The organism is Gallaecimonas kandeliae, assembly GCF_030450055.1.
Taxonomy (GTDB): Bacteria; Pseudomonadota; Gammaproteobacteria; order Enterobacterales; family Gallaecimonadaceae; genus Gallaecimonas; species Gallaecimonas kandeliae.
Window position 1 is genome coordinate 2,525,778 of the sequence record NZ_CP118480.1, and the last position, 19,572, is coordinate 2,545,349.

The 19,572-nt window shown below is 64.2% G+C and carries 18 protein-coding genes; 15 read left to right on the forward strand and 3 right to left on the reverse strand.

The window, feature by feature from the left end; genetic code table 11:
- Positions 1–7: 7 nt before the first annotated feature.
- A complete protein-coding gene (gene ruvC / locus PVT67_RS12540) occupies positions 8–535 on the reverse strand; it encodes a crossover junction endodeoxyribonuclease RuvC (RefSeq protein WP_301493952.1) in 528 nt (175 codons plus the stop codon).
- Positions 536–586: 51 nt separating this feature from the next.
- Entirely contained in the window at positions 587–2,356 is a 1,770-nt protein-coding gene (aspS, locus tag PVT67_RS12545; protein WP_301493954.1) for an aspartate--tRNA ligase, read from the reverse strand.
- A 128-nt stretch (positions 2,357–2,484) separates the two neighbouring features.
- Here aspS and PVT67_RS12550 point away from each other — a divergent pair, with 128 nt between their 5' ends.
- From PVT67_RS12550 to cmoB, 3 genes are all read left to right on the forward strand, one after another.
- Positions 2,485–3,300 (forward strand): DUF72 domain-containing protein, encoded by an 816-nt coding sequence (locus tag PVT67_RS12550; protein WP_301493956.1) that lies wholly within the window; start codon positions 2,485–2,487, stop codon positions 3,298–3,300.
- Between the two features lie 155 nt (positions 3,301–3,455).
- Entirely contained in the window at positions 3,456–4,181 is a 726-nt protein-coding gene (gene cmoA / locus PVT67_RS12555) for a carboxy-S-adenosyl-L-methionine synthase CmoA (protein ID WP_301493958.1), read from the forward strand.
- Between the two features lie 9 nt (positions 4,182–4,190).
- On the forward strand, positions 4,191–5,171 hold the full coding sequence (cmoB, locus tag PVT67_RS12560) for a tRNA 5-methoxyuridine(34)/uridine 5-oxyacetic acid(34) synthase CmoB (RefSeq protein ID WP_301493960.1): 981 nt from the start codon (positions 4,191–4,193) through the stop codon (positions 5,169–5,171).
- 36 nt (positions 5,172–5,207) lie between these two features.
- On the opposite strand, the gene glsB is transcribed toward cmoB, so the two are convergent.
- On the reverse strand, positions 5,208–6,128 hold the full coding sequence (glsB, locus tag PVT67_RS12565) for a glutaminase B (protein ID WP_336407848.1): 921 nt from the start codon (positions 6,126–6,128) through the stop codon (positions 5,208–5,210).
- 77 nt (positions 6,129–6,205) lie between these two features.
- Between glsB and PVT67_RS12570 the strand changes: the two genes are divergently transcribed.
- The 12 genes from PVT67_RS12570 to PVT67_RS12625 all read left to right on the forward strand — a co-directional run bounded on the left by PVT67_RS12570 (position 6,206) and on the right by PVT67_RS12625 (position 19,559).
- Entirely contained in the window at positions 6,206–6,445 is a 240-nt protein-coding gene (locus PVT67_RS12570; RefSeq protein ID WP_301493964.1) for a hypothetical protein, read from the forward strand.
- Positions 6,429–6,872: an ATP-dependent zinc protease family protein gene (locus tag PVT67_RS12575; RefSeq protein ID WP_301493966.1), complete on the forward strand. Its 444-nt coding sequence runs from the start codon at positions 6,429–6,431 to the stop codon at positions 6,870–6,872. Before PVT67_RS12570 ends, PVT67_RS12575 begins: the two co-directional genes overlap by 17 nt.
- 370 nt (positions 6,873–7,242) lie before the next feature.
- Entirely contained in the window at positions 7,243–8,142 is a 900-nt protein-coding gene (locus tag PVT67_RS12580) for a LysR family transcriptional regulator (protein WP_301493968.1), read from the forward strand.
- Between the two features lie 129 nt (positions 8,143–8,271).
- Positions 8,272–8,667, forward strand: a complete 396-nt coding sequence (locus PVT67_RS12585; RefSeq protein WP_301493970.1) for a hypothetical protein — start codon at positions 8,272–8,274, stop codon at positions 8,665–8,667.
- Positions 8,668–8,782: 115 nt separating this feature from the next.
- A complete protein-coding gene (locus PVT67_RS12590; protein ID WP_301493972.1) occupies positions 8,783–11,782 on the forward strand; it encodes an amidohydrolase family protein in 3,000 nt (999 codons plus the stop codon).
- Positions 11,782–13,011 carry an amidohydrolase family protein gene (locus PVT67_RS12595; RefSeq protein WP_301493974.1) on the forward strand — a complete coding sequence of 410 codons (1,230 nt, stop codon included), beginning with the start codon at positions 11,782–11,784 and terminating at the stop codon, positions 13,009–13,011. Before PVT67_RS12590 ends, PVT67_RS12595 begins: the two co-directional genes overlap by 1 nt.
- Entirely contained in the window at positions 13,012–13,401 is a 390-nt protein-coding gene (gene rcsF, locus PVT67_RS12600; RefSeq protein ID WP_301493977.1) for an Rcs stress response system protein RcsF, read from the forward strand.
- Positions 13,401–14,105, forward strand: a complete 705-nt coding sequence (gene tsaA, locus PVT67_RS12605) for a tRNA (N6-threonylcarbamoyladenosine(37)-N6)-methyltransferase TrmO (RefSeq protein WP_301493979.1) — start codon at positions 13,401–13,403, stop codon at positions 14,103–14,105. Before rcsF ends, tsaA begins: the two co-directional genes overlap by 1 nt.
- 39 nt (positions 14,106–14,144) lie before the next feature.
- Positions 14,145–15,635, forward strand: coding sequence for an ABC transporter substrate-binding protein (locus PVT67_RS12610; protein WP_301493982.1), 1,491 nt, complete (start codon positions 14,145–14,147; stop codon positions 15,633–15,635).
- Positions 15,636–15,690: 55 nt separating this feature from the next.
- Positions 15,691–17,409, forward strand: coding sequence for a proline--tRNA ligase (locus PVT67_RS12615; protein ID WP_301493984.1), 1,719 nt, complete (start codon positions 15,691–15,693; stop codon positions 17,407–17,409).
- 135 nt (positions 17,410–17,544) lie between these two features.
- Entirely contained in the window at positions 17,545–18,678 is a 1,134-nt protein-coding gene (locus tag PVT67_RS12620) for a patatin-like phospholipase family protein (RefSeq protein WP_301493986.1), read from the forward strand.
- A gap of 41 nt (positions 18,679–18,719) precedes the next feature.
- A complete protein-coding gene (locus PVT67_RS12625; RefSeq protein ID WP_301493987.1) occupies positions 18,720–19,559 on the forward strand; it encodes a GGDEF domain-containing protein in 840 nt (279 codons plus the stop codon).
- Positions 19,560–19,572: the final 13 nt, after the last annotated feature.

A 19,572-nucleotide genomic window follows, 5' to 3' on the forward strand; every position in this document is an offset into this window, starting at 1 on the left:
AATTCCGTTATTTTCGCAGGCGGCCACGCACCAGCTTATGGCTATCGAGGGCCATCTTAGTCAGGCTGGTGCTGGTGTGTCCATGACAGAGCGCAATGGCCAGGGCGTCGGCGGCATCGGCCTGGGGAGTGCCGGGGAGCTTGAGCATCTGGGTGACCATGTGGGCCACCTGGGTCTTGTCCGCCGCCCCCGTGCCCACCACCGCCTGTTTGACCTGCCGGGCCGAGTACTCGGCCACCGGCAACCCGGCGTTGACGCCGGCGACTATGGCCACCCCCCTCGCCTGGCCCAATTTGAGGGCCGAGTCGGCGTTGCGGGCCATGAACACCTGTTCTATGGCCAGCTCGTCTGGCTGGAACTGGCGGATGATCTCCGAGACGCCGTCGAACACCTGCTTGAGGCGCCCCGGCAGCTCATCGCCCTGGACCCGGATGCAACCGCTGCCGAGGTAGGAAAAACGAACCCCGGTCTGGCGCACCAGGCCGTAACCCGTGATGCGCGAGCCGGGGTCTATGCCAAGGATGATGCGGCTCATCCCTGGCACCCGTTTTGGCCGCGGCGCTGGCAGTTCGCCATGGCGCCGCCCTTACTCTTCGACCTTCTTCACGTTCAGGGCCAACTCGTCCAGGGCCTGGGGGTTGGCGAAGCTCGGCGCCTCGGTCAGGGGGCAGGCGGCGGTGGTGGTCTTGGGGAAGGCCATGACGTCACGGATGGAGCTGGCACCTGTCATCAGCATCACCAGGCGGTCCAGGCCGAAGGCGAGGCCGGCGTGGATGGGGGCACCGTATTGCAGGGCTTCGAGCAGGAAGCCAAATTTCTCTTCCGCTTCTTCGCTGCTGATGCCCAGCAGTTTGAACACGGCCTGCTGCATGGCGTTGTCGTGGATACGGACAGAGCCACCGCCCAGTTCCACACCGTTCAATACCATGTCGTAGGCGTTGGAGATGGTGGACAAAGGATCGGCCGCCAACTGTTCGGGGCTGGCATTCAGGGGCGCCGTGAAGGGGTGGTGCAGGGCGTAGAGGCGGCCGTCGTCTTCCTCGAACATGGGGAAGTCCACCACCCAGAGCGGGGCCCACTCCTCGGTGCGGGTAAAGCCGAGGTCTTCACCCAGCTTGAGGCGCAAGGCACCCAGGGCGTCGGTACAGACCTTGTAGGAGTCGGAGCCGAACAGCAGCAGGTCGCCGTCGGCGACTTCGGTACGGGCCAACAGGCCCTGGACGGCTTTTTCATCCAGGAATTTCAGGATGGGGGATTGCAGGCCATCCATGCCCTTGGCCAACTCGTTGACCTTGAGCCAGGGCAGGCCCTTGGCGCCGTAGACGCCGACGAAGGCCTGGTAGTCGTCCAACTGCTTGCGGGAGAGGCTGGCGCCACCGGGGACCTTGATCACGGCAACCCGGCCCTTGGGATCGTTGGCGGGGCCGTTGAAGACCTTGAACTCCACGTGGGCCAGGATGTCGGCCACGTCGACCATCTCCAGGGGGTTACGGAGATCCGGCTTGTCGGAGCCGAAGCGGGTCATGGCTTCCAGGTAGGTCATGGTCGGGAAGCTGCCGAAGTCCACGTCCAGCATTTCCTTGAACAGCTCGCGGACCATGCCTTCGGTGATGGCGCGCACTTGCTCGGCGCTGAGGAAGGAGGTCTCGAGGTCGATCTGGGTGAACTCGGGCTGGCGATCGGCGCGCAGATCCTCGTCACGGAAGCATTTGACGATCTGGTAGTAGCGGTCCATGCCGGCCACCATCAGCAGCTGTTTGAACAGCTGGGGCGACTGGGGCAGCGCGAAGAACTTGCCCTTGTGGGTGCGGCTCGGCACCAGGTAGTCGCGGGCACCCTCGGGGGTGGCCTTGGTGAGGATGGGGGTCTCGATGTCGAGGAAGCCCTGCTCCTCCAGGTAGCGGCGCACGAAACCGGTGACCTTGGCGCGGAAGATCAGGCGCTCTGTCATCTCGGGGCGGCGCAGATCCAGGTAACGGTACTTGAGGCGGGCTTCTTCACTGTTCTTCTGGTGGTCGTCCAAGGCGATGGGCAGCGGCAGCGCCTTGTTGATGATGGTCAGCTTCTTGCCCAGCACTTCGACGGCGCCTGTGGCCATGTCGGCGTTGACCTGGGACTCGGGGCGGGCCCGCACAGTGCCTTCGATCTGGACGCAGAACTCGGCGCGCAGGCTGTTGGCCAGCTCGAACACCTCTTGCAGATCCGGATCGAAGACCACCTGTACCAGGCCTTCGCGGTCACGAAGCTGGACGAAGATGACGCCGCCGAGATCCCGGCGGCGGTTGACCCAGCCAACCAGTTGAACGCTATGGCCCACATGGGCTTCACGGATCTGTCCACAATAGATGCTGCGCATGAAACTAAGAGTCCTTTGACGAAGAAGTGTGGCTGTCACGCCATAATGGCCGTCGATTATAGCGAGCAGGGCTTGGGGGATTCAATTCGGTCGCTATAATGGCCGCCATGTTGTACCTCGGTTGCCCCATGTGGTCCCACCCGGCCTGGAAGCATTGGCTCTTCCCGCCCGGCACCCCCAGCACAGAACACCTGGCCCATTATGCCCGGGTGTTCAACGCCGTCGAGGGCAATACCAGCTTCTATGCCTTGCCGAGCGAAGCCTCTGTAGCGCGCTGGACCAAGGCGGTGCCGGCGCATTTTCGCTTCACCTTCAAGTTCCCCCAGGCCATCAGCCACCACAAGGCCCTTGTCGGCTGCGACAAGGAACTGGACGACTTCCTGAGCCGCTTCGCCCCCCTCCATGGCCAGATAAGCCACTACCTGTTGCAACTGCCGGCCCAGTTCGGCCCAGAGCGCCTGCCGGCCCTGGCCGCCTTCCTGGACGCCTTGCCCAAAGGGTTGCCGGTGGCGGTGGAAGTGCGCCACAGGGCCTTCTTCGACAAAGGCGAAGCGGAGCGGGCCTTCAACCGGCTGCTGCTGGAGAGAAACTGTGACCGCATCATCATGGACAGCAGGCCCGTCTTCTCGGTGCCGGCCACAGATGCGGTGCTGCTGGACGCCCAGCAGAAAAAGCCCAGAGTGCCTGTCCACGCCATAGCCACAGGGCAAAATCCCGTGGTGCGCTTCGTGGCCCTGCCGGAGCCCGGTCTCAACCACGGCTTCCTCGCCCCCTGGCTGGACAAGTTGGTCCAGTGGCTGGCCGAGGGTAAGACCCCCAGCTTCTTCGTGCACAGCGCCGACAACGACCAGGCGCCCATGCTGGCCCGCTGGTTCTATGAGGAAGTGGCCAAGCGCCATCCCCTGCCGCCCCTGCCCCCCTTCGCCCAACCCGGACTTTTTTAAGCGAAAGGCGGTTGCCAGTTTCCTCGGCCGCCTTCGCCCAGGCCGGGCTCATCTGAAAAGGGCCTGGCCGGCAGCGCCTCGCCGGCCGCACCTCGCTCGCAGCGAGGCCTAAACTCAGGCAAAATAGCGCCCGCTTTGAACCAGAGGGTGAGCCCATGTCCCAGGATCGCATCTATTCCCAGCCCCACTCCGCCGTCAAGGATTTCGCCTTCGACGAGCAGGTGGCGGACGTCTTCAACGACATGATCAACAGATCGGTGCCGGGCTACACGACCATTTTGCACACCCTCGGCAAGCTGGCGCCGCGCTTTGCCAAGAGCGGCAGCAAAATTTATGACCTCGGCTGCTCCCTCGGCGCCGCCAGCCTCGCCATCAAGCGCAGCGTCGATATCGAAGGGGTTGAGCTCATCGCCGTCGACAGCTCGGAGGCCATGGTGAGCCGCGCCCGCCGCCAGCTCGAAGCCTACAAGGGCAAGGTCCAGGTCAGCGTCCAGCAAGCCGACATCCGCGACATCGACATCCAGGACGCCTCCCTGGTGGTGCTGAACTTCACCTTGCAGTTCCTGCCGCCGGAAGACCGCGATGCCCTCATCCAGAAGATCCATGACGGCCTGCGCCCGGGCGGCCTGCTGCTGCTCTCCGAGAAGCTGGTGTTCGAAGACAACGCCATCAACGACCTCCTGTGCGAGCTGCACTGGGACTTCAAGCGCGACAACGGCTATTCGGAGCTGGAAATCGCCCAGAAGCGCACCGCCATCGAGAACGTGATGCGCCCCGACAGCCCGGAGAAGCACCTGGCGCGCCTGGCCAAGGCCGGCTTCGGCCACAGCCAGTTCTGGTACCAGTGCTACAACTTCGCCTCCCTGCTGGCCATCAAATAAGGAAGGGCAATGAACTGGTTCCAACGCTTCTTCGCCGATATCGCCGAGACCCAGCTCAGCCACTGGCTGGAAGTGCTGCCCAAACAGCTGCGTGAGTGGGAAGAAGAAAGCCGCCACGGCGAGTTCCGCCACTGGCAACGCATCCTCAGCCAACTGCCTGAAGTGCAGACCAAGCATCTCGATATCGAGAATGGCGTCACCATAGGGGCGCCTGGGGAGGTGGATGCCGGCACCCAGAAGGCCATCGAAGGCCTGCTGCAGAAGTTCCACCCCTGGCGCAAAGGGCCTTTTGAGGTCCACGGCGTCCATATCGACACCGAGTGGCGCTCCGACTGGAAATGGGAGCGCGTGCTGCCGCACCTGTCGCCGCTGAAGAACCGTTTCGTGCTGGATGTGGGCTGCGGCAGCGGCTACCACCTCTGGCGCATGCTGGGTGAAGGAGCCTGGCGGGTGGTGGGCATAGACCCTTCGGATCTCTTCCTCATCCAGTTCCAGGCCATCAAGCATTTCGCCAAGGGTGCCGGCAGGCCCCTGCCGGTGGATCTGCTGCCGCTCGGCATCCAGCAGCTGCCGGAGCTGCGGGCCTTCGACACCGTCTTCTCCATGGGGGTGCTCTACCACCGCAAGAGCCCCATAGAGCACATAGAGCAGCTGCGCGCCCAACTCAAAGAGGGCGGCGAACTGGTGCTGGAGACCCTGGTCATAGACGGGGACGAGAACGCCGTGCTGGTGCCCAAAGACCGCTACGCCCAGATGCGCAACGTCTGGTTCCTGCCGTCCGCCGCGGCATTGGAGCTTTGGGTCAGCCGCTGCGGCTTCAAGGACATCAAGGTGGTGGACATAGACCAGACCAGCACCGATGAGCAGCGGGCCACGGCCTGGATGCGCAACGAGTCCCTCAAGGACTTCCTGGACCCGAGCGATCCCAGCAAGACGGTGGAAGGCTACCCGGCGCCGAAAAGGGCCGTGCTGATCGCCACCGCCTGTTAAGACTAGGGGCCCTAAGGGCCCCTAGTCTTTTAGTCCTCAGAAGAGGCTGACCTCAAGAGCCTTGGACAATTCTTCCAGCGCCCAGATCCCCGCCACCGAATTGCCGTATTCGTTGAGTTCTGGCGACCAGACACAGGCCGTGAAGCGCCCCGGCAGCACAGCCACTATGCCGCCCCCTACCCCGCTCTTGCCGGGCATGCCGACTCGGTAGGCGAAGTCGCCGGCGGCGTCATAGAGGCCGGAGGTGAACAGCAGGGCGTTCATCTGCTGGGCCTGGCGCTTGCTCAGCCACGGCTCGCCGCTCTGCTGGCACTTGCCGTCATTCGCCAGGAAGCTGAAGGCCTTGGCCAGCTCCACACAGCTCATGGACAGGGCGCAGTAGCTGAAGTAGGCCCGCAGCACCCTGTCCACCTCGTTCTCGAAGTTGCCGAAGCTCTTCATCAGGTTGGCCATGGCGGCGTTGCGGTAGCGGTGCTCGAACTCCGAGTCTGCCACCTTGCGATCGATGATGATGGAGGCCTCGCCGGCCCGCAGCCGCACCGCCTCCAGCATGGCGTGCACCGGCGCCGAGAGCCGCGAGCAGAGGCTGTCGGCCACCACCAAGGCGCCGGCGTTGATGAAGGGGTTGCGGGGCACTCCCTTCTCGAACTCCAGCTGCACCAGGGAATTGAAGGCGGTGCCAGAAGGCTCCTTTCCCACCCGTTCCCAGAGGGCGTCGCCGTGGCGGTTCATGGCCATGGCCAGGGAAAAAGCCTTGGAAATACTTTGAATGGAAAAGCGTTTTTGCGCCTCACCACTAAAATAAAGTTGGCCGTCCACCGTATAGATGGCCATGCCGAACTGCTTGGCGGGCACCCTGGCCAAAGCCGGGATATAATCGGCCACCTTGCCCTTGCCGTAGTGCTGAGGTGCGGCGGCGCTGATGTCGTCGAGGAGTTGCTGCAGATCCAAGGTCAGGGCCTGTTGGGAAGAAAGCGTTATTGTCGCTCTCCCCTGGCCAAATGCAAAGGCGCCCAGGGAGCTGAGCCGCTACTATGGCAATTCAGAAAGCGTTGATGGATCTTATGGTTGAGCCCCAAGCCACGACAAAAAAAGGATTGATGGAAAAGCGCAACCCCTTGCGGCTCCAAGCCCCTGTGCCGTGGCTGGCCGCTCAGCAAAGCCGCCCTGGCGGCCATCACCGCCAGACGCAACAAAAAAACCAGGCCTGTCGTCTGTCCCCCTACAATTCAACAACAATGTCCGGAGACCAAACCCATGCCAGTGAAGGATGAAAAACTGGTGGTCGGTGCCTTGGAAAAAGTGCGCCTTCACCCTTCCGACGTGGTGCTTACCGCCCGTATCGACACCGGGGCCACCTCGGCTTCCCTCGACGCCCGCGATATCCATAAGTTTGAAAGGGAGGGCGTCGACTGGGTTCGCTTCCAGGTGCCCACCGACGACCAGGGCAGCCAATACATGGAAGTGGAACGCGAGGTGGTGCGCTGGGTCAGGGTGATCCAGTCCAACTCAGAGGAAGGGGAACGCCGCCCCGTGGTGGAGTTCAAGTTCGACATAGGCCCCATCAGCCAGCAGGCCGAGTTCAACCTGTCCGACCGCTCCCACTTGGAATTCCCGGTGCTGATCGGCCGCAACATCCTCAAGGACGTGATGCTGGTGGACGTGGCCAGGGAATACAGCCTCGACCTGCCCTCCCTCTAGCACCCTAAAGCCAAAGGCGCAGGGTCAACACCATAGTTCAGCCGTTGACCCTGGCCATCGCCTTGCTGGATTGGCCGGCCAAAGGTTGCAGCGACCCGGAACTTGGCCAAATAAGCAGCTTACTCTTCTGTCTGGTGGCCAAATAAAAAAATACCCCGTAGGAAATCCCTACGGGGTTTTGGCTTCACAGGATGATTGATAAACAAACATGCTTTTGAGGAATGGTGGGTTTTCACTCACCAATGGCAGCACTATGCCATAGCAAAAATAAAAAGAAAACGTTTTCGTTGAAAAAGTTGTCCGGACACCAGATTTCTCAATAGCGGTACTTTGAGGCATGCTGGACGGCAGCAAGCGAGAGAGGCACAACATGTACAGGCCCAAGACCACCCTCGAACAATGGCGGATGCTGCAGGCCGTCGTGGACAACGGCGGCTATGCCCAGGCGGCGGCGGCGCTGAACAAGAGCCAGTCGTCACTCAACCATGCGGTGGCCAAGCTCCAGGACCAGTTGGGGGTTTCCCTGCTGGAGGTCAAGGGCCGCAAGGCCTTCCTGACCCCAACGGGGGAAGTGCTGCTGCGCCGCTCCCGGGCCCTGACCGATACCGTCGAGACATTGGAGGGCCTGGCCCGCAATATCGAATGCGGCTGGGAGCCGGAGATCCGCCTGGCGGTGGAATCCATCTATCCCCCCGCCCAACTGGTGGCACTGCTGGCCCAGTTCCAGCCCCAGAGCCGGGGCTCGCGGCTGCAGATCTACCACTCCGTCATCACCGGCACCGAGGAGCTGATCCTGAACGGGAGCGTGGACATCGCCATCACCAGCATGATACCCCGCGGTTTCATGGGCCAGTCCCTGTGCACCGTGGAGATGGTGCCTGTGGTGCATCGGGATCACCACCTGGCCACCATAGGCAGACCCGTCAGCGGCGAGGAACTGGCCCAGGAACTGCAACTGGTGATCCGTGACACCGCTGCCAAGCCGAGGGAGCTGGGGGGCTGGCTGCGGGCCGAGAACCGTTGGACCTTCGGCCACTTCCAGGATGCCCTCCAGGTGGTCAAGGCCGGCATGGGTTTCCTCTGGGTTCCCCGGCACTTGGTGGAAGAGGAACTGGAGGCTGGCTGCCTCAAGGTCGTCAGGCTCAGGGACGGCGGCAGCCGCAGTGCCGTGCTCAACCTGGTACTGCCGGATCCCGACCAGGCAGGCCCGGGCACCCATCTGCTGGCAGAGCTGATCCGTGGCCTCCACAACTTGCCATTGAATGAATAACAAGCACTTGTTTCAAAAGCCCTTTCTGAGAGGAAAAAGCCCTTGCGCGCCCCCTTGCGCTGGGCCAGACTTGGCGCCATGCAAGGAAGCCCCCCCAGCCCCAGGTATAGCCTGCATCGCAGGCGCCCCATGAACATCAGCAGCCTGGTGTTGGCCTTGGCGTTGGTGTTGCTCAGCCTGCTGCTGCCCCTGGCCGGCCTGCCTGACTGGCTGCCGCTGCTGGGCGCTACCCTTGCCGCCATCCTCATCTACTGGGTGCTGAACAATCCCGCCGAGGAATTCCTGGTGGTCCAGGGCGGCCGCCTGTCCATCAAAGATGCCGGCAGCCACCGCAGCCGCACGTTGCCCCTGGCCGAGATAGCCAAGGTAAGGCCGCTGCCGGACCGGGACGGGGCCCGGCTGGAACTGCTCTGCACCGACGGCAGCCAGCTTCTCTTCGTCCCCTTCCACGACGAGGTCGGGGAGGACGAACTGCGCGAACTGCGCCACTTCCTGCGCCAGCACCTGGGTGCCAAGGCCCACTGAATTCCCCTCAACCAACCTTGTTCCTGTCTAAACAACCATTGGTCGGGCCGCCGTTGCACCACTGTGAGGCCTGTGTTGAGATGGTGCTAATAAAACCAACAGGGAACTCATAAAGATGGCAAGGACAAAGACGGTCAAACTGTCTCTTCTCGCCAGTGCGCTGCTGCCCTTCCTTTCCCAGGGCAGCCAGATCCAGACCGAGGATCCGCATGGCCTCTACCCCAAAGCCGGCCAGACCCTGGCCCTGACCCACGCCACCCTGATAACGGCCCCCGGCGAGAAGCGCGAGGATGCCACCCTGGTGGTGCGGGACGGCCGCATCCTGGCCGTGGACGACAAGGCCCCGGCCGGCGCCCGGGTCATCGACGTCAAGGGCGCCTGGATCTACCCTGGTTTCATCGACCCTTACAGCAATTACGGCCTGCCCACCAAGGCCTACGAAGGTCCCAAGGACGAGGTGCCCCACTACCGCTGGCCCCGTCCCGGCGCCCAGGCCCATAACGCCGCCGTGCACGGCAGCGAGGTCTGGCGCAGCCGGGCCAAGGCCGACATGGAGGGCGCCAAGCCCTTCCTGGAGGACGGTTTCACCAGCGTCGCCAGCGCCCGTCTGGACGGCATCTTCCAGGGCTACAGCGTCTCCCTTTCCCTGGCCGACCTGCCCAGCAACCAGTTGGTCTACCAGGACAAAGGCCGCCAATTCATGGCCTTCGACAAGGGCAGCTCCCCCCAGGTCTACCCCACATCCCTGATGGGGGCCATGGCCTTGGTACGCCAGACCCTGTCCGACGCCGCCTGGTACAAGGACGCCCTGAACCATGACGGCGCCCGCGCCCAGCTCGAAACCAACGCCGATCTGGCCGCCCTCGGCGCCCTCAAGCAGCAGGGCATTCTGCTGGCCACCCGCCACGAAGACGAGCTGCTGTCGGCGGCCAACCTCTTCAAGGGTTTTGGCCTCAATCCCGTCTACCTGGGTTCCAACTTCGAATACGACCGCGCCGACGAAGTGGCCAAGGTCGCCAAGACAGTGGTGCTGCCGCTGAACTTCCCCAAGCCCCCCAAGGTCGCCTCGGAAGCGGACCTGGAGCGGGCCCAGCTGGCCGATCTGCGCCACTGGGAGCGCGCCCCCAGCACCGCCGCCGCCCTGACCCAGCGCGGCGTGGCCGTGGCCTTCAGCCGCCACGGCCTGGAAGGTTCCATCTGGCCGGAAGTGAAAAAAGCCATCAAGGACGGCCTGAGTGAAGACCAGGCCCTGGCGGCCCTGACCACAGTGCCGGCCAAGATAGGCGGCGTGGACGGCATCGCCGGCCAGCTCAAGGCCGGCATGATGGCCGACTTCGTGATCGCCTCCGGCGACATTTTCCAAGACGGCAAGGTGCTGTCCACCTGGACCCAGGGCCAGCCCCACAGCCAGGTGCCCCTGGATCTGGCCGCCCTCTGGGGCGACTACCAGGTGGCAGGGGACTACGCCTTGACGGTGAAGGACGACGGCAGCGTCAGCCTCAAGCAGGGCGACAAGGCCATAGACCAGCTGACCAGCAATTACGAGGACCGCCAGCTGCAACTGCGCTGGGCCGACGATGCCGGCAGCCATTACTGGGTGCTGTCCGGCAGCCACAAGGCCCCAGTCATCAGCGCCCAACAAGGCGGTGCCTGGCAGAGCCTGGTGGTCACCGCCAAGGCCCCCGAGGCCAAGAAAGAAGACAAGGCCGACGACGCCAAGTTGGTCAGCCGCGCCAGCTTCCCGGATCAGGCCTATGGCCTTGCCCAACATCCCAAGAGCGAAAAGCTGCTGATCAAGAACGCCACCGTCTGGACCTCTGAGAAGGCCGGCATCCTCGACAACACCGACGTGCTCATCGACGACGGCGTCATCGAGAAGCTGGGCAAGCACCTGGACGCCCCGCGCGGCGCCACCGTCATCGACGGCACCGGCAAGCACCTCACGGCCGGCATCATCGACGAGCACAGCCACATCGCCATCAGCGGCGGCGTCAACGAGGCCAGCGAAGCCGTGACCTCGGAAGTGCGCGTCGGTGACGTCATCAACCCCAACGACATCAGCATCTACCGCGCCCTGGCCGGCGGCACCACCAGCGCCCAGCTGTTGCACGGCTCCGCCAACCCCATAGGTGGCCAGGCCCAGATGATCAAGCTGCGCTGGGGCGAGACGGCCGAGGACATGAAGTTCAAGGAAGCCCCCGGCACCATCAAGTTCGCCCTGGGTGAGAACGTCAAGCAGTCCAACTGGGGTGACAACTTCACCATCCGTTATCCCCAGAGCCGCATGGGCGTGAAGAGCCTGATGGAAGACGCCTTCCAGACGGCCCGCGAATACCAAGAGGCCCGCACCCGTTACGACCTGCTGTCCAAACGCAACAAGAACGAGGTGCTGCCGCCGCGCCGCGATTACCGCCTGGATGCCCTGGTGGAGATCATGAACAAGGAGCGCTTCGTCCACGCCCACTCCTACGTGGCCTCGGAGATACTGGCGCTGATGGAAGTGGCCGACGAGTTCGACTTCCACATCCAGACCTTCACCCACATCCTCGAAGGCTACAAGGTGGCCGACGAGATGAAGGCCCATGGCGCCACCGCCTCCACCTTCGCCGACTGGTGGGCCTACAAGTTCGAGGTCTATGACGCCATCGCCCAGAACGCCTGCCTGCTCAACCAGAAAGGGGTGCTGACCTCCATCAACTCCGACTCCGAAGACCTCATCCGCCGCCTCAACCTCGAAGCGGCCAAGTCCATGGCCTACTGTGGCATGAGCCCGGAAGACGCCTGGAAGATGGCCACCATCAACCCGGCCAAAGAGCTGAAGGTGGACAAGTACGTCGGCTCCATCAAGGAAGGCAAGCAAGCCGACCTGGTGCTCTGGGACGCCAGCCCCCTGAGTGCCCGCGCCCGGGTACTGGACACCTGGGTGGACGGCAAGCGCTACTTCGACCGTGAGCGGGACCTGGCCGAACGCCAGGCCATCAAGGCCGAAAAGGCCACCCTCATCGACAAGATCCTCAAGAGCGGCGAAAAACCGGCCGAAGATCGCAAGGGTTACCGCCCTGCCGTGGTGCACTGGCACTGTGAAGACATGGACAGCCATCTGGAGGAAATGTGATGCGTAAACTGATAGCTGCCCTGATGGTGCTGGCCACCCCGGCCCTGGCCCACGACATGCTGCCCGGCAAGCCCCAGGCGGCGCCCATCCTCATCAAGGGCGCCACCTTGCACAGCGTCCAGGGCGGCACCCAGGAAAAGACCGACCTGCTGCTCGAACACGGCCTTATCGCCGCCATAGGCCAGAACCTGGCGGCGCCCCAGGGCGCCACCGTGGTGGACGCCAGCGGCGAACACCTCTATCCGGGCCTCATCGCCCTCTCCACCTACCTGGGTATCTCCGAGATAGAAGCGGTGCGGGCCACCAACGACGTGGAAGAGGTGGGTACCTTCACCCCCGAAGTGGCCGCCGAGACCGCCTTCAACGGCGACTCCGAGCTCATTCCCACCATCCGCAGCAACGGCATTGCCCTGGCCGAGGTGGCCCCTGAGGGGGGCCTGGTGGCAGGCCGCTCCGCCGCCATGCGCCTGGACGGCTGGAACCGCCGCGACATGCTGGTGCGCGCCGACACCGGCATGCACCTCTACTGGCCCAAGGTGGGCGACGAGGCGGCCCGGGAAAGCCTGGAGACCTATTTCGCCAATGCCGAGGCCTACCGCCAGCGCCGCGCCGACAGCGAGGACCAGGCGGTAGACGAGAGCCTGGAAGCCATGAGCGGTGTCATGGACAAGCGCATACCGCTGTTCATCCATGCCGACGGCAGCGCCGCCATCCACCAGGCCATCCGCTTCGGCGACCGTTTCGGCCTCAAGTGGACCCTGGTAGGGGGCCGTGGCGCCGAGGCCTATGCCGTCGAGCTGGCCCAGCGCGGCGTAGCGGTGGAAGTGACCAACCCCGAAGGCCTGCCCTCCAGCGACGACGCCCCCTACGACGAGGCCTATGCCCTGGCCGGCATCCTCGACAAGGCCGGGGTCAAGGTCGCCATAGCCCTGCCCAGTTCCTGGTCGTCCCGCGACCTGCCCTTCGCCGTCGGCATGGCCATGGCCTGGGGCCTGCCCGAGCAGAAGGCCCTGGCGTCCGTGACCCAGGTTCCGGCGGATCTCTTGGGGATAGGCCGGCAGTACGGTGACCTGGTGGTGGGCCGCTCAGCGACGGTGCTGATCACCGATCACCCGCTGTTCGACTATGCCGGTGTCAGCGTCAAGGCGCTTTATATCGACGGCGCCGCCGTGGATCTGGATAATCGCCAGAAACGCCTGTACCGCAAGTACCAACGCAAAGGACACTAAATGAACAAGGGCCCGCGCCTGCACCTGTTGTTGCCCCTGTTGCTGGCCGGCTGCGCCAGCCACTACGAGGTCAACACCAACCTGGACAAGGATCGTATCCACGACTACTTCGCCCCGGGCCAGGTGCAGCTGCTCGGCAGCGACGCCCTGGCCGGCAAGCGTTACCAGGTGCTGGGCATGGTCAGCGGTGAGGCCTGCCAGGAAAAGGCCAACGAGCCACCGGCCAAGCAAAGCGACGCCCGCACCGACGCCCGCGCCAAGGCCGCCAAGCTCGGCGCCAATGCCCTGGTGATCCGCCAGTGCCTGACCCTCACCGGCAAGGAGGCGGCCCCAGGCTGCCTCAGCCAGGCCATCTGCCAGGGCCAGGCCATCCAGATAGAGGCGCCCTGATGGGCGCCTTTTCCTTTGCGGCCATTGGCCACATTCAGAGCCCCTACGCCGAGAAGTTCGCCGTGCCCCGCCAGCCGGGGCTGGTCAAGTCCGCCCGCGCCCAACTGGTGCTGGAGCCCCCCTTTAGAGGCGACGCCCTGCGCGGCATCGAGGCTTTCTCCCACCTCTGGCTGGTCTTCGTCTTCCACGAACACCTGGACCGGGACTGGCAGCCCCTGGTGCGCCCACCGCGCCTCGGCGGCAACGCCAAGACCGGCGTCTTCGCCAGCCGCTCCACCTTCAGGCCCAACCCCATAGGCCTCTCCGTGGTGGAACTGCTGGACGTGGACCACAAGGCCGGGGTCCTGAGCCTCGGCGGCGTCGATCTGGTGGACGGCACCCCCATCCTCGACATCAAGCCCTATATCCCCTACGCCGACGCCCACCCAGAGGCCAAAGGCGGCTACGCCCCAGAGGCGCCGGCCCTGCTGCCGGTGGACTGGACACCAGAGGCCCTGGCCAAGCTTCAGGCCCTCGGCAAGGGCGAGCTGGCGGCCTTCATCTCGGAGGTGCTGGCCCAGGATCCCAGGCCCGCCTACAAGAAAGCCGGCGACGACGAGCGCCAGTACGGCGTGGTGCTGGCCGGGCTCAATGTCCGTTTCCAGATAAGGCAGGATCGGGTGCAGGTGCTGGATATCCAGCTCTTTACTACGCCAAGTGCTTGAACCATAGTGGCTTCAAGCAATAACAATCCAGGATGTTCCATGCTGCGCCCCGCTTTGGCCATGGTTGGCCTGCTGCTGTCCTTCTCCCTCTTCGCCGATCCTCTGGTATTGCAGCTGCGCTGGCACCACCAGCCCCAGTTCGCGGGCTATTACGTGGCGCTCTACAAGGGCTATTACAAGGATGAAGGCCTGGACGTGACCATCCGCGAGGGAGGCGCCAACCGCTTCCCGGTCACAGAGGTGCAGGAAGGCCGGGCCCAGTTCGGGGTCGGCAACATGGAGGTGCTGAGCTTCTGGGCCGAGGGCTATCCCTTCGTGGCCCTGGCGGCCATCTACCAGCATTCCCCCTCCGTGCTGGTGGCCCGCACCGACCGCGGCATCAAGACGGTGCAGGATCTGGTGGGCCACAAGGTGATGTTCTTCCCCGGCGGCCTGGACCCGGAGATCATCGCCATGCTGAAAAAGGCCGGTGTTGACCCGACCCAACTGGACAGGGTGGACACCTCCACCAACATCCAGGACTTCATCTCCGGCAAGGTGGACGCCTTCAACGCCTACCTCTCCAACGAGCCCTACCAGTTGGACAAGTTGGGGCTGCCCTACCTCATCCTCGATCCCCGCTCCCAGGGCCTGGATTTCTATTCCGACATCCTCTTCACCACCCGGGACTTTGTGAACGCCCACCCTGACGAAGTGGCCGCCTTCCGCCGCGCCTCCCTCAAGGGCTGGAACTATGCCCTGGACCATCCCCAGGAGACGTTGGACATCATCAACGCCCACTACAAGGTGGACAAATCCATGGGCAACATGCGCTTCGAGCTGGATACGGCCCGGCAGCTGATCATGCCGGATCTGGTCAAGGTAGGGCACATGAACCCCAGGCGCTGGCGCCACATCGCCGATCTGCTTTTTGAAACGGGCCAGATCCCCGAGGTGAAGAGCCTCGATGGCTTCCTCTACCAACCCCAGGGGCCGGGCAAGACCACCTGGCTGCCCTGGCTGCTGCTCACCGCCAGCCTGTCCCTGGCGGTGATCCTGCTGTGGCGCTGGCGCCTGGCCCTGGGCCGGCTGCAGCGCAACATGAGCCGCCTGGCCAGGCTCGAGCACCGCCTGGAACATGACCCCATCACGGGCCTGCCCAGCCGCCGCCGGCTCTGCCGGCTGGTGGAAAGAAGCAAGGAAGAGGCCTGGTTGATGTTGCTCCACCTCGACAACCTCAAGGACCTCAACCTGGCCCAGGGCTTTGACGCCGGCGACAAGGCCATCAGGGCCCTGGCAGAGCGCCTCAAGCGCGAGTGCCTGCCCGGCGACATCCTGGCCAGGGGCGACGGCGCCCGGCTCTTGCTGTTCCTGTCCAAGGCCAACCATCCCGTGGCTGAAGGCTTTGCCGAGGCCCTCTGTCTGCAACTGGGCCCGCCATTGGGCCTGGCCTTGTCAGCGGCGGTGCAGCCGGTCAACGCCAGCCTCCAGGCCAGCCGGCAGCTGGCCCAGTTGGACGAACAGCGCCAGGCCCTCAAGCCGGGCTTCTAGGGGGCCGGCCTGGCTGCTAAACTAAGGCCCTTTTTCACTGTCTGGCCCTAGGAAAATGCGTACCAGCCAATATCTGCTGTCCACCCTCAAGGAAACCCCGGCCGACGCCGAGGTCAAAAGCCACCAGCTGATGATGCGCGCCGGCATGATCCGCAAGATCGCCTCCGGCCTCTACACCTGGCTGCCCACCGGCCTTCGTACCCTGAAGAAGGTCGAGGCCATAGTGCGTGACGAAATGAACAAGGCCGGCGCCGTGGAAGTGTCCATGCCGGTGGTCCAGCCCGCCGAGCTGTGGCAGGAATCCGGCCGCTGGGAGCAGTATGGCCCCGAGCTGTGCCGCCTCAAGGACCGCCACAACCGCGATTTCGTGCTGGGCCCCACCCACGAGGAGGTGATCACCTCCCTGGTACGCTTTGAAGTCAGCAGCTACAAGCAGCTGCCCCTGAACCTCTACCAGATCCAGACCAAATTCCGCGACGAAGTGCGCCCGCGCTTCGGGGTGATGCGCGGCCGTGAATTCCTGATGAAGGACGCCTACTCCTTCCACCTGGACCAGGCGAGCCTCGAAGAGACCTACCAGAAGATGCACCAGGCCTACTGCAACATCTTCACCCGGTTGGGCCTCGACTTCCGCCCCGTGGTGGCCGACACCGGCTCCATCGGCGGTACCGCTTCCCACGAGTTCCACGTGCTGGCCGACAGCGGTGAAGACCTCATCGCCTTCTCAACCGAGTCCGACTACGCCGCCAACGTCGAGATGGCCGAGGCCCTGGCCCCGGCCTTTGATCGCGCCGCCCCGGCCGAGGAGCTGCGCCTGGTCGACACCCCCAACGCCAAGACCATCAACGAGCTGGTGGAGCAGTTCGGCGTGGCGGTCGACAAGACGGTCAAGACCCTCATAGTCCACGCCAGCGAAGACGCCGGCAGCTCCCTGGTAGCCCTGCTGGTACGCGGTGACCACGAGCTCAACGAGATCAAGGCCGAGAAGCACCCCCTGGTGGACAGCCCCCTGACCTTCGCCAGCGAAGAGGCCATTCGCGCCGCCATAGGTGCCGGCCCCGGCTCCCTGGGCCCGGTCGGCCTCAAGATGCCCGTCATCGTCGACCGCAGCGTCGCCGTGATGAGCGACTTCGCCGCCGGCGCCAACGAAGACGGCAAGCACCAGTTCGGCATCAACTGGGAGCGCGACGCCAGTTTCACCGACGTCGCCGACATCCGCTCCGTGGTGGAAGGCGATCCCAGCCCCTGCGGCCAGGGCGTCATCCAGCTCAAGCGCGGCATCGAAGTGGGCCACATCTTCCAGCTCGGCACCAAGTACTCCGAGGCCATGAAGGCCACAGTGCTGTCCGAACAGGGCAAGGCCACAGTGCTGGAGATGGGCTGCTACGGCATAGGCGTGACCCGGGTCGTTGCCGCCGCCATAGAGCAGAACTTCGACGACAAGGGCATCATCTGGCCCGACGCCATAGCCCCCTTCCAGGTGGTGATCATCCCCATGAACATGCACAAGTCCCATCGGGTGCAGGAAACGGCTGACAAGCTCTACGAAGAACTCAAGGCCGCCGGCATCGACGTGCTGTTCGACGACCGCAAGGAGCGCCCCGGCGTCATGTTTGCCGACATGGAGCTGATCGGCATCCCCCACAGCATCATCATCGGCGAGCGCGGCCTGGACAACGGCGAGGTGGAATACAAGTGCCGCCGCGGCGGTGATACCGAGAACCTGGCCATCGATCAGGTGGTGGCCAGCCTCAAGGCCAAACTGCAAGGCTGAGTCAGCCCTACTTGAAAAAGCCCCGCACAGCGGGGCTTTTTTGTGCCCGGCGGGAAGCCCGGCGGGCGTACCAAGAATGCACGCTAACAGCTTGTAAACTAAGCTGATGTTGTAGCAACCTTAGCCCGAGGCACCATGACCAGTCCAGCCAGCACAGCCCTGATCCTCTCCGGTGGCGGCGCCCGTGCCGCCTACCAGGTGGGGGTGCTCAAGGCCATCGGCAACTGGCAGGGCCGGGGCCGGGGCCTGCCCTTCCAGATCCTCTCCGGCACCAGTGCCGGCGCCGTCAATGCCACAGTGCTGGCGGCCTGGGCCAGTTGCCTGTGCAAGGGGGTCAGGCAGCTGGAAGGGGTCTGGAGCCAGTTCAATACCGGCCAGGTGTTTTACGCCGACGCCGGCCACATCATGAAGCACCTGACCAAGCGCCTTTTGCACTTCTTCCAGGCCGACTACGCCGGCCAGTTGCCCCCCAGCCTGCTGGATCCCACCCCCTTGCAACAGCTGCTTGCCAACCGTATCCCCTTCGCCCGGGTCGATCAGCAGATCCGCCTCGGGCGTTTGCGGGCCCTGGCCGTGACCGCCTCTTCCTACAGCCTGCGCACCTCGGTCAGTTTCTTCACCGCCACCGACGACTGCCATCCCTGGCACAGGGCCAAACGGCTGGGGATCCGCACCCACCTGAGCGAGGCCCATCTGCTGGCCAGCACCTCCCTGCCCTTCCTGTTCCCGCCGGTGCGGATCAAGCACCAGTACTTTGCCGACGGCACCATCCACCAGCTCAGCCCCCTGAGCCCGGTGATCCACCTGGGGGCGGAACGGATCCTGGTGGTGGGCACCCAGCATCACCACCCGCCGCCGCCCCAGGCTCGCCACCATCCGCCCACGGCCGGCACCATAGCGGGCCACCTGCTGGACACCATCTTCACCGACGCCCTCAATGCCGACTTGGAGCGGGCCTGGCGCATCAATCAAACCCTGGAACAGGTGCCGCCCAGGCGCCTCAAGCATATGGCGTTGAGGCCCCTCAACATCATGGTGATCCAGCCCAGTCAAAATCTCGACGCCCTGGCCGCCCGCTTCTACCAGCACCTGCCGCGGGCGGTACGCTGGCTGCTGAGCCGCATGGGGGTGTCGGATGATGCGGAATCCTCGCTGCTGTCCTACCTCTTGTTCGAAAGCCCCTATTGCCGGGAACTGATCGCCCTCGGCGAGGCGGACGCCGAGGCCCAAAAGGCGGCCCTGGCTCCTCATCTTGGCATCCTGGCCTAGATCTTGCCTGATGATGCTAAGTCGTTCGAGGAGCGTCAAAAATGCAGTTCAGACCCTATCTGGCCAGCAGCGCCGCCCCAGTGCCTGCCCTGTCGCCCCGTCCCGAGGACGTGGTCAACCTCCACCAGAGCCTGGATCCCCAGCAGGTGCTGATGCGTTTTGCCGCCCTGGCAAAACATTGCCTCCCCCTTGCCGGCGTCGAGGTCGACGACAGCCTGCGGCTGCGGCTGCGCTCCGGCATTCAAGAACGTTTCCTGCCTTCCCAGCACCCCTTGCTGAGCGGCATCAGCTACCATTTCGCCAGCCCCTTGAGCCTCTGGCAGGAGCAATTGCTGGCCCATTGGCACGACGCCCTGGAGCCGGCCCTGGGTAACGCCCTTCTGCACCGCCAGGCCCTGGCCATGGCCCGCACCGACCACCTGACAGGCCTCGGCAACCGCGCCGCCTTCGCCGAGGAAGGCCAAAGGCTGGTTGCCACGGGAGAGCGCCATAAGCATCTGTTCTGCCTGATGTTGCTGGATCTCGATCACTTCAAGCCGGTCAACGACACCTTCGGCCACCAGCGCGGCGACGCCATCCTCTACCGGGTAGGCCAGTTGCTGCGCGCCCAGGCGCGCCAGGAAGATCGTTGTTTCCGGATGGGTGGGGACGAATTTGCCCTGCTGTTGCCGGACACGTATGAAGAAGGGGGCCAGGTGCTGGCCGAAAGGTTACTGACGGCACTGGCCGAAGACGACTACCTCCACAGCCATGGCATCGGCTTCAGCCTGGGCCTGGCCCAATGGCAACCGGGGGAACACATCAAGTCCCTGGAGGCGCGGGCCGACATGGCCCTCTACCAGGCCAAGGACGCAGGCCGGGGTTGCCTGAAGAGCGCTTGAAAGACAAAAACGG